The sequence below is a fragment of the Cyanobium sp. Aljojuca 7D2 genome (assembly GCF_024346415.1).
GTDB lineage: Bacteria > Cyanobacteriota > Cyanobacteriia > PCC-6307 > Cyanobiaceae > Cyanobium_A.
This window is the reverse complement of the sequence record NZ_JAGQCX010000011.1, coordinates 61,827-71,135: the sequence shown is the minus strand read 5'-3', so window position 1 is coordinate 71,135 and position 9,309 is coordinate 61,827. Positions and strand designations below refer to the sequence as shown.

12 protein-coding genes and 1 pseudogene are annotated in these 9,309 nt (G+C 63.8%); 6 read left to right on the top strand and 7 right to left on the bottom strand.

Annotated elements, in window-relative coordinates; all coding sequences use genetic code 11:
* A pseudogene (locus tag KBY57_RS11810) lies at window positions 1–263 on the top strand (neuromedin U); the annotation flags it as partial.
* A gap of 34 nt (window positions 264–297) precedes the next feature.
* Here KBY57_RS11810 and serS read toward each other — a convergent pair.
* Together serS and KBY57_RS11800 are read right to left on the bottom strand one after the other, a co-directional pair.
* Window positions 298–1,587 (bottom strand): serine--tRNA ligase, encoded by a 1,290-nt coding sequence (gene serS, locus KBY57_RS11805; protein ID WP_254996076.1) that lies wholly within the window; start codon window positions 1,585–1,587, stop codon window positions 298–300.
* Window positions 1,588–1,625: 38 nt separating this feature from the next.
* The gene (locus KBY57_RS11800; RefSeq protein ID WP_254996075.1) at window positions 1,626–1,925 is read right to left on the bottom strand and encodes a NifU family protein; all 300 of its coding nucleotides are present in this window, start codon (window positions 1,923–1,925) and stop codon (window positions 1,626–1,628) included.
* Between the two features lie 77 nt (window positions 1,926–2,002).
* Here KBY57_RS11800 and lepA point away from each other — a divergent pair, with 77 nt between their 5' ends.
* The 5 genes from lepA to KBY57_RS11775 all read left to right on the top strand — a co-directional run bounded on the left by lepA (window position 2,003) and on the right by KBY57_RS11775 (window position 5,932).
* A complete protein-coding gene (gene lepA / locus KBY57_RS11795) occupies window positions 2,003–3,811 on the top strand; it encodes a translation elongation factor 4 (RefSeq protein ID WP_254996074.1) in 1,809 nt (602 codons plus the stop codon).
* A gap of 151 nt (window positions 3,812–3,962) precedes the next feature.
* Complete coding sequence (locus KBY57_RS11790; RefSeq protein WP_254996073.1) at window positions 3,963–4,427, top strand: hypothetical protein; 465 nt, start codon at window positions 3,963–3,965, stop codon at window positions 4,425–4,427.
* Complete coding sequence (locus KBY57_RS11785) at window positions 4,424–4,852, top strand: hypothetical protein (RefSeq protein ID WP_254996072.1); 429 nt, start codon at window positions 4,424–4,426, stop codon at window positions 4,850–4,852. The genes KBY57_RS11790 and KBY57_RS11785 overlap by 4 nt, the downstream gene beginning before the upstream one ends.
* Window positions 4,839–5,363: a GspH/FimT family pseudopilin gene (locus KBY57_RS11780; protein ID WP_254996071.1), complete on the top strand. Its 525-nt coding sequence runs from the start codon at window positions 4,839–4,841 to the stop codon at window positions 5,361–5,363. The genes KBY57_RS11785 and KBY57_RS11780 overlap by 14 nt, the downstream gene beginning before the upstream one ends.
* On the top strand, window positions 5,360–5,932 hold the full coding sequence (locus KBY57_RS11775; RefSeq protein WP_254996070.1) for a prepilin-type N-terminal cleavage/methylation domain-containing protein: 573 nt from the start codon (window positions 5,360–5,362) through the stop codon (window positions 5,930–5,932). The genes KBY57_RS11780 and KBY57_RS11775 overlap by 4 nt, the downstream gene beginning before the upstream one ends.
* A 7-nt stretch (window positions 5,933–5,939) precedes the next feature.
* Here the strand turns inward: KBY57_RS11775 and KBY57_RS11770 are convergent, their stop codons facing one another.
* From KBY57_RS11770 to KBY57_RS11750, 5 genes are all read right to left on the bottom strand, one after another.
* On the bottom strand, window positions 5,940–7,013 hold the full coding sequence (locus KBY57_RS11770; RefSeq protein ID WP_254996069.1) for a calcium-binding protein: 1,074 nt from the start codon (window positions 7,011–7,013) through the stop codon (window positions 5,940–5,942).
* 125 nt (window positions 7,014–7,138) lie between these two features.
* On the bottom strand, window positions 7,139–7,711 hold the full coding sequence (locus KBY57_RS11765) for a prepilin-type N-terminal cleavage/methylation domain-containing protein (RefSeq protein WP_254996068.1): 573 nt from the start codon (window positions 7,709–7,711) through the stop codon (window positions 7,139–7,141).
* A 5-nt stretch (window positions 7,712–7,716) separates the two neighbouring features.
* Window positions 7,717–7,869 carry a hypothetical protein gene (locus KBY57_RS11760; protein WP_254996067.1) on the bottom strand — a complete coding sequence of 51 codons (153 nt, stop codon included), beginning with the start codon at window positions 7,867–7,869 and terminating at the stop codon, window positions 7,717–7,719.
* Window positions 7,870–7,966: 97 nt separating this feature from the next.
* Entirely contained in the window at window positions 7,967–8,224 is a 258-nt protein-coding gene (locus KBY57_RS11755) for a hypothetical protein (protein WP_254996066.1), read from the bottom strand.
* A 191-nt stretch (window positions 8,225–8,415) separates the two neighbouring features.
* Window positions 8,416–9,306 (bottom strand): hypothetical protein, encoded by an 891-nt coding sequence (locus KBY57_RS11750; protein ID WP_254996065.1) that lies wholly within the window; start codon window positions 9,304–9,306, stop codon window positions 8,416–8,418.
* Between the last annotated feature and the right edge of the window lie 3 nt (window positions 9,307–9,309).

Sequence of the window (9,309 nt, the reverse complement as noted above, 5' to 3'; positions counted from 1 at the left end):
GTGCCTTTCTGCTGCAGCCGTTCATCAACTACAACCTGCCCAACGGCTGGTATCTGGTGACCTCACCGATCGTCACCGCCAACTGGCGGGCGGCCAGCGGCGACCAGTGGATCGTGCCGGTGGGTGGGGGCGTGGGTCGGGTGTTCCGGGTTGGGCGTCAGCCGATCAATGCCTCCCTGCAGGCCTACGCCAATGTGGTGAAGCCCGACAACTTCGGTGACGTGACGATCCGGGCCCAGGTGCAGTTCCTGTTCCCGAAATGAGCACATCTGGTGGATCTCATTCGCCGCCGCAACCTCAAATCTTCTCTGCGCTAGCGCTGATCGTGTCCCCGCCGAAGTAGGGCACCAGGGCGGCGGGAAGCTTGACGGAGCCATCGGCCTGCTGGCCGGTTTCGAGCAGGGCGGCCATGGTGCGGCCGATGGCCAGGCCGGAGCCGTTGAGGGTGTGCACGAGGTGGGTGCCCTTGCCCTGCTTAAAGCGGATGGCGGCGCGGCGGGCCTGGAAGTCGTTGCACACCGAGCAGCTGGAGATCTCGCGGTAGGCGCCGGCGCCGGGAAGCCACACCTCGAGGTCGTAGGTGCGGGCGGCGGAGAAGCCCATATCTCCCGTGCAGAGCTCGATCTTGCGGTAAGGAAGCTCGAGACCTTCGAGCACGGCTTCCGCGTCGGCGGTGATCTGTTGGTGGGCGGCGGCCGACTCCTCGGGATGGCAGAACCAGTAGAGCTCCACCTTGTTGAACTGGTGCAGGCGGATCAGGCCGCGGGTGTCGCGCCCGTAGCTGCCGGCTTCGCGGCGGAAGCAGGGGGTGTAGGCGGCGTACTTGAGCGGCAGCTGCTCGGCGGGAATGACCTCATCGCGGTGTAGTGAGGTGAGCGGCACCTCGGCGGTGGGGGTGAGCCAGAGGTCGTCGTCGGCGCAGCGGAAGCTCTCCTCGGCGAATTTGGGCAGCTGACCGGAGCCGGTGAGGCTGGCGGAGTTCACCAGGATCGGTGGCATCACCTCGCGGTAGCCCTTGCCGGCGTGCAGATCGAGCATGAAGCTGATCAGGGCCCGCTCCAGGCGGGCGCCGGCGCCCATCAGGGTGATGAAGCGGCTCTGGGCGATGCGCACCGAGCGCTCGGTTTCAAACAGCCCAAGCCGCTCGCCGATCTGCCAGTGCTCCTCGAGCCCCTCTTCCACGCGGGGGCTGCCCCAGCGCTTGATCTCAATGTTGTCGGCTTCGGAGCGGCCATCGGGCGCCTCGGCCGAGGGCAGGTTGGGCAGGGCAGCGAGGGCCTCGTGCAGCTGCAGCTCGAGGGCCTTCTCCTGCTCCTCGAGGCTGGCCACCTGATGCTTGATGGCGTTGCCCTGGTCGCGCAGGGCCTGCACCTCAGGGCCTTTGGGGTCGCCACCACCCTGGATCAGCTGCCCTACGGCCTTGCCGATGCGGTTTCCCTCCGCCTGCAGCCCGCTGCGCTGTTCTTCCAGATCGCGCTCTTGGCGGGCGATTTGCTGCAGGGGACCCAGGTCGAGCGTCATGCCGCGTCGCCCGAGCTGCTGCGTGATCAGCTCGGGGTTGTCGCGCAGCAGGCGCTGATCCAGCACAGACCCAAGGCAAGTGAACCGAGCCTACGGGGCAAGGTTCACAGCACCTGCACTACTTCGCTCACCTCGGGGATGGCCTCGCGCAGCTTGCGCTCGATGCCCATTTTCAGGGTCATGGTGCTGCTGGGGCAGGAGCCGCAGGCGCCCTGGAGCCGCACCTTCACGATCGGCCCATCGATCTCCACCACTTCCACGTTGCCTCCATCCGCCATGAGGTAAGGACGCAATTCGTCGAGGGTGCGCTCCACGTTTTCGATCGTGAGGGCGTGGGGGTCGGCGCTGCTGGGGGTGGCGGGTTCGGAGTTGGCGGCTTCAGCGTTGGCGGCTTCAGTGGTCATGGCAGGGGCTTCAGCATCCGATCAAGCGAGCTTAGGAAGGCATCGGGGCTCTGGGGCCTCTCCCTAGGATCGCTGCCATGACAGACGTTCCCGTTCAACGGATCCGCAATTTCTGCATCATCGCCCACATCGACCATGGGAAATCCACCCTGGCCGACCGGCTGCTGCAGGACACCGGCACCGTCGCTGCCCGCGACATGCAGGAGCAGTTCCTCGACAACATGGAGCTGGAACGGGAACGCGGCATCACCATCAAGCTCCAGGCCGCGCGCATGGAGTACACGGCAGCCGATGGCGAGTCCTACATCCTCAACCTGATCGACACCCCTGGCCACGTTGACTTCTCCTATGAAGTGAGCCGCTCGCTGCAGGCCTGCGAAGGGGCCCTGCTGGTGGTGGATGCATCCCAGGGTGTGGAAGCCCAAACCCTGGCCAACGTCTATCTGGCCCTCGCCAACGATCTGGAGATCATTCCCGTTCTCAACAAGATCGACCTGCCCGGAGCCGATCCAGACCGCATTGCCGAGGAGATCGAAGCGATCATCGGCCTCGATTGCTCCAACGCCATCCACTGCTCCGCCAAAACCGGCCTGGGCGTGCCCGAGATCCTGCAGGCCGTGGTGGATCGAGTGCCGCCCCCACCCGACAAGGTGGCTGAGCCGCTGCGGGCGCTGATCTTCGATTCCTATTACGACCCCTACCGGGGCGTGATTGTGTACTTCCGGGTGATTTCTGGCTCCATCAGCAAGCGCGACAAGGTGCTGCTGATGGCGTCCAAGAAAACCTACGAGCTCGATGAGGTGGGCGTGATGGCGCCTGATCAGCGCCAGGTGGAGTCGCTTCACGCCGGCGAAGTGGGCTATCTCGCCGCTTCCATCAAGGCCGTGGCCGATGCCCGCGTGGGCGACACGATCACCCTGATGTCCAATCCCGCTGCCGAGCCCTTGCCCGGATACACCGAGGCCAAGCCGATGGTGTTTTGCGGCCTTTTTCCCACCGACGCTGATCAATATCCCGATCTGCGTGAAGCCCTCGACAAGCTGCAGCTCTCCGATGCGGCGCTCAAATACGAGCCCGAAACCAGCAGCGCCATGGGCTTCGGCTTCCGCTGCGGCTTCCTCGGCCTGCTGCACATGGAGATCGTGCAGGAGCGGCTGGAGCGGGAATACAACCTCGATCTGATCGTTACCGCGCCGTCGGTGATCTACCAGGTGAACATGATCGACGGCAGCACCTTGATGGTGGACAACCCCGCCACCCTCCCCGATCCGCAGAAGCGCGAATCGATCGAAGAGCCCTACGTGAAGCTCGAGATCTACACCCCCAACACCTACAACGGCACCTTGATGGAGCTGTGCCAGGAGCGGCGGGGTGAATTCATCGATATGAAATACATCACCACCGACCGGGTGACGCTGCACTACGAGATGCCGCTGGCTGAGGTGGTGACCGACTTCTTCGACCAGATGAAATCGCGCACCAAGGGCTACGCATCGATGGAATACAGCCTGATCGGCTACCGCAAAAACGAGCTGGTGCGCCTCGATGTGCTGATCAACGCGGAGAAGGCCGATCCGCTCACCACGATCGTGCACCGCGACAAGGCCTACAACGTGGGCAAGGGCCTGGTGGAGAAGCTGAAAGAACTGATTCCTCGCCAGCAGTTCAAGATTCCCATCCAGGCCTCGATCGGCAGCCGCGTGATCGCCTCCGAAAGCATCAGCGCCATGCGCAAGGACGTGCTCGCCAAGTGCTACGGCGGCGACATCTCGCGCAAGAAGAAGTTGCTGCAGAAGCAGGCCAAGGGCAAAAAGCGCATGAAGGCGATGGGCAAGGTGGAGGTGCCCCAGGAGGCCTTCATGGCGGTGCTCAAGCTGAATCAGTAGTCCCCCTGATGGGCGGCTGTGGGAATGCTGAACGGGTCGTTGTGAAACAGGTGCCCCGATGGCCCCGTTACCGCGCTTGCGACCAAGGTCTTGCTTTGGCCCTTGCTCTTGCTTTAGCCCTCGCGCTCGACCGGCGCAAGATGGTTTTCTGTTGCCGCTGTCCACTGCAGCCTCCCTGCTGTTGATGCTCAGCAGCCTGTCGCTGCAGGCGGCGGCACTCCAATCCCGCAGCCAGGTGAGTGCGGGCCAGCGGCTGCGCCAGGCCGAGGATGGGCTGATGTCGGCGGCCCAGCACCTGCTGGCGGATCCCCGCAGCGTTGATCAACTCGCCGCCCGGGTGGGCGAGACAGGCCAGGTGGGCCCGGTGGCCTACCGGCTGGTGCGGGTTGAGGGCCCCAGCTGGCAAGACGCCGTCGAGGCCGGGGCTCCGCAGCGGGGCCAGGCGGTGGCCACGCTGGAGCTGCTGGCCAGTGCCGAGCAGCCGCATCCGCTGCAGGCGGCGTTTGCCCTGGAATTGATGCGTGAGGCGGCCCCTGAGGGCCTCGCACCCCCGCAGCTGGTGGCGCTGCGGGAACTCGGCCTGCGGGGGCGCTCCGCCGCGGTGGGGGCGCCATGAACCTGGCGGAAACCCTGGTGGCGTCGGTGATTCTGGTGGTCTCGTCGAGTTGCTCATTGCAGCTCTGGGCCAGCAGCACCAGCTCAGCGGCGGCGGCGGAGCAGCGTCAGCAGCAACTCGGGCAGCTGGAGATCGCCCTGCTGGGCAGTCAGGCCCGGCTGACGGCCATGGCGGCTGAGCCCGTGGCGGCCGACTGCGCGGATGCCGCCCGCTGGCTGGCCGCCCATCTGCAATCCCAGCCGCTGGAGGCGGGGTTGAGCCGTGTGGTGAGTGCCGAACCCGGCGCGCTGGTGCGCGTGCAGATCACGGCGGCGGAGGTGGGGCAGCGGCAGCGCTGGCTCAGCCCGGCGGCCTATGGCCTGTGCGGCCCAACTGAGCCCACAACTGAGCCCACAACAGGGGAGCAGACCGATGCCACGCTTTGACAGCCGCACCGCACACGCTGGCTTCAGCCTGCCGGAGCTGCTGGTGGCGATGGCGGTGTTGGGAATCCTGGCCGCGATGAGCGTTGGCTCGGGCCAGCGCAGCCTGGCGCTGATGCGGGTGGAGTCGACCAGCCGTCGGCTGGCCCTGGGCTTGGAGCAGGCACGCCAGGCAGCCGCGCGCCACGGCCAGCCCTGCGCCCTGGCTCTCGGACCCTTGGGCTGGCGCGAGCCCAGTGGCGGCAACCTGCCGGCCTGCGGGATCAGCGATGGCGCGGAGCAGGACGCTGAAGCGGGCGTGGAGCTGCGGCACAACCTTCCGGCGGCCCTGCGCTTCAGCAGCAACGGCCTGGTGCTGGATGGCGGCACGGTGCTGATCGCTGCTGAGGGCATCGAGCTGCGGCGTTGCCTGGTGCTGTCGTTGCCCCTGGGGGTGGTGCGGCTGGGGCGCTACAGCGGCCCGGCGGATGGCACGCCCAGCAGCAGCGCCTGCCTTGCCGATGGGGCGTTATGAACCACAAGCACCAGGCCCAGTCCACGGCTCAATCCCAGGGGTTTTCCCTGGTGGAGTTGTTGCTGGCCCTGGTGATCGGCTGCGGCCTCACCGGCGGGCTGCTTCAGGCCATGCTCGCGGAAGGCAGCAATGGCCAGCGGGTGGGTCGGTTGCTGCGGGAGCGGGTGGTGGCCCGGCGCACGCTGGAGCTGGTGCGGGGGGATCTGCTGCAGGCCCAAGGCCAGGCTGATCCCGCCGTATTGCCGCCGGCCTGCAATCTGGCTGGCCGCACGGTGGTGCTGCATGTGGCCACCGCCGCCGGGCCGATCACCTATTCGCTGGGCAAGCCCGCCGAGCCGATCTGGCGCGGCCGGGTGCTGATGCGCTGCGGGCCGGCCTATGGCCTCCATGGCGAACTGGGCAGCGGCGGCGCCCAAAACCGGGTGGTGCTCGATGCCCTGGCCAACAGCGATGGCTTTCGGGCTGACCCCGGCGCAGACGGGGTGCTGGAGCTGCAGGTGCAGCAGAGCTGGGCCGATGGGGGCCAGCTGCGCAGTGTGTTGCCGGTGGCGCTGCTGCGGGGTGCCTGAAGGCGACTCAGGGATCGAGATCGATGCGGGCATCCTTGAAGATCAGGATCTCCACGCCAGACAGCGTGTCGGTGCCTTCTGGGCGGGTGCCATCGGCGCTGGCCGCTCCGTTGTCGGTCACGGTGCAGCTGCTCTTGGAGCAGCCGGAGGAGAGGGTGTAGTCGCTGCGATTCCCTTTGAAAAACACCACATCGAGGCCAGAGCCGCCAATTACGGTGTCGTTGCCGGGGCCAAGGAGGTACAGGTTCTGGCCTTGGCCGCCATGGAGCGTGTCGTTGCCACCACGGCCAACGAGTTCGTTTCGGGTGTCAGTGATGCCAGTGTTTGTAGAACTGTCTCCGTAAAGTGTATCGTTTTGATTGCTGCCCACCAGGCGATCGCTGCCACCCATTCCATAGGCTGTGCAGGCATCAATGCCATTGATTCCGTCATCGCCACATTCCAAGATGTCATTCACATTGGAGCCGGTGATGGTGTCGCCACCGCCTTTGCCGCATATCAGCACTTCGTCTTCGCTGGTGAGTGCACCAATGGGAACGCTGAGGGTGTCTGCGCCAGTGGTTGATCCCACGGCCCAGTTGTACATGCCGCCCCCACACAAGCTGCCTTCACCGGGGCGTGGATAGAGAGGGTTGACGCGGGAGTGAACGCCCGCATCCTGGCTGTAGGCACGGGTTGAAAGGCCTTTCAGAGCTAGGTTAAATGTGAATGATTTGCTGTTGCTGCTACTGGCTGCAAAGACATTCCCAACGGCGTTACCATCCAGCCCATCCACCATCATGGCGAGCTGGATTGGCTGGGAAGAGTCGTAGCGGCCTTCGGCCATGATCACCGGGCCGCAGCGCCAAAGGGCATGGCTCGGCAATGATCCGCTCACACTGGGTTTAACCCCATAGATCACCAGTGGCAGATCACGGCGTAGATCCAGAGCCGCGCGGAATTGGCCCGTTTGAAAGCCGCAACTGCTGGGAATGTTCACCTTGCTGGCCGTGGTGATCACCTGCTGGCTGAGGGCGGCTTCGGCTTCGATGAAGGATGAGGCGCGCGACCATTCGCTTTTCTGGCGTTCGGCCGCCTCCATGCGCTCATCGGTGCGCATCTGGCTCAACATGATTTGACCAGCTCCCACCACCAGCAAGCCGCTGATGAAGCCTGCAATTAGCAGTTCTGGAAGCGTGAAACCCTCAGCGTGCCGTGGTGTGGAGATCACCATGCACTGGTCCAGTCGCAGCGGTCGTTGAGCACGCGCCCTAGGCGAATTAGCCCCAGGGGGGAATGAAGGGCGATGCAGCGATTGTGGCTTTGTTTGGCGCTGCGTAGCTCGATCAGAGCATTGTCTGGCGTGGTGCCACGCGGCGTATAACGCACAGTCAGCGCGCTGCCGGATGACGAGCTGCTGCAGGGTGTGAACTCCTCGCTGGGATTCATCAATCTGGCGCAGAGCTGCACGATTTCGCCTTGTCCCACTTGCTCTTGCAGATTGAAGGTGAAGGGCCGTGGAGGATCCTGAAAATCGCAGTTTCCCAAGGTGGGATCCGTGACCAGCTCCAATGTGCCGCTGGCGGGATTGATTTGCACGGTGCAGGTTTTGGAATTTTGGATGGCCATGCGTCGAATTTGATCGAGCCAGCCAGCAATAGCTTTGCCGCCTGAATTGAGGCGAGCATCATTCATGAAGCGGTAGTAGCTGCTCAGTCCGAGCACGCTGGTGAAGCCCATCAGCACCACCACCAGCATCAGCTCAACCAGGGTGAAGCCTTGGCTGTTGCTGGATCGCATTGCCGTCAGGGACACCAGCCGGTGGATTCCGGCACGATGATCGCCTGTTGATACACCGGGCTATTGCCGGATTCCGAGGGAAGCGAGCTGTATTTCACCGCGAGCTCGTTGCCCGTCGCGCTCACCGTGCGCGAGATGCTCACCCCCCGGAGGCTCACTCCCGAGAGGTTGGGGGGATGGCCAGGGTGGAGGTGCCGCCCAAGGCAGCGTCGGTGGAGGCCAGGCCTTCGGCCAGGGTGCCTGCCCTGCAGCGGGTTACATCCGGAACGAAGGTGATCTGCCCATCAGCAAAGGAATTGTCACGGGCCGTGGGGCAACCGGCTGGCTCATTGGGCTGGGGGAGGGATCGCAGCGCATGTAGTTGAACGCTGTGGCCCGCAAGCCTTCGAGGTCTTTGGCGATCAGGGCGCTGATCGCATCGCGCTCGCGGCTTTTGCTGAAGCTCTTGCCCGACTGCGTGAGCGTGCCCACCGAGTTGGTCACCACCAGGGCCAGCACCGTGGAGGCGATCATCACCTCTGGCAGGCTGTAGCCAAGAGCCTCTAGGCCTGCCAAAACCGCTTTGGGCGCAGGCTCATTAATTCTTACGAGGCGCTTAGAGGCATTCATGGCTTGTTGGTAACAATGTTAGCGCCGAGACGCTCACACAAGTCAGATTCCGCAGCTGTTGAGGCAATCAGGCGCGAATTTGATGCAGTTTGTTTTCACTGGAACATGCTGGACGCGGGTGGTGGCATCTGGAAGCTCCCCCAGTTGTTGATGCCGATGGCCACGAAATCGCGGATACTGATGGCAAATCCTGTGCCAAAACGGGTGAACACCCGAGCGCCCATGTCGTCTGGCACACGGATTTCTGCTGTGTTGGAGCTAGAGCCAATGGGACCGAAAGATTTGAGCCACAGTGCCCCCAGGATGTCGGGGTCGGATGAGCCCCCATTGATCCCGCCGCAAGCATCCGGCAGGTAGGCAAACATCACCGTGGCCTGGGAGCCTCCACCCAGTTTCACGCTCTGTCTTCCTAGTGACTTCCTCTCGCTGCTCATGCTGTCGTAACCGCAGAGCGGGGTTTCGCCAAGGGGAACGGCCGTATCGGGATTGCCAAACAGCGCCAGTGCCGTTGGGTCGATCGTGGTGCTGGTGCAGTTGCCATTGGTGCAATGCTGGATTCCTTCTTGGCCGCCCAGGTTGATGTTCGGACCCTGGCACCAGCCATTGGCTCCGGGCTTGCATTGCAAGTAGAGCTGCATGGGCCCATTGGTCGTGTCGAAGACCAACTCTTCCGAGCCCTTCAGATCGATGTTTCCCAGCATGCAGTGGGTGATGGGCGGGGTTTTGCTGTTATCGATCAGGCATTTGCCGCCATGATTGCTGCCTGAGGCATAGGTGCCTGGTGCTGTGATCGGATTATCAGGGGTCAGTCCAGCAGGGTGCCTGGGTGTGTCTGGAAGTAAAACATTGCTGGCAAAAATGTTGCCATTTACAGTGGATCTAGGCCCTTGCGTTACTTCGTCGCTGCTTTCGCATGCTACGCAAAGGATGTTGCCGCTGACTTCTCCGAGCACATCGTTGTTGCCGAGGGCAATGCTGTTGCCCATCAG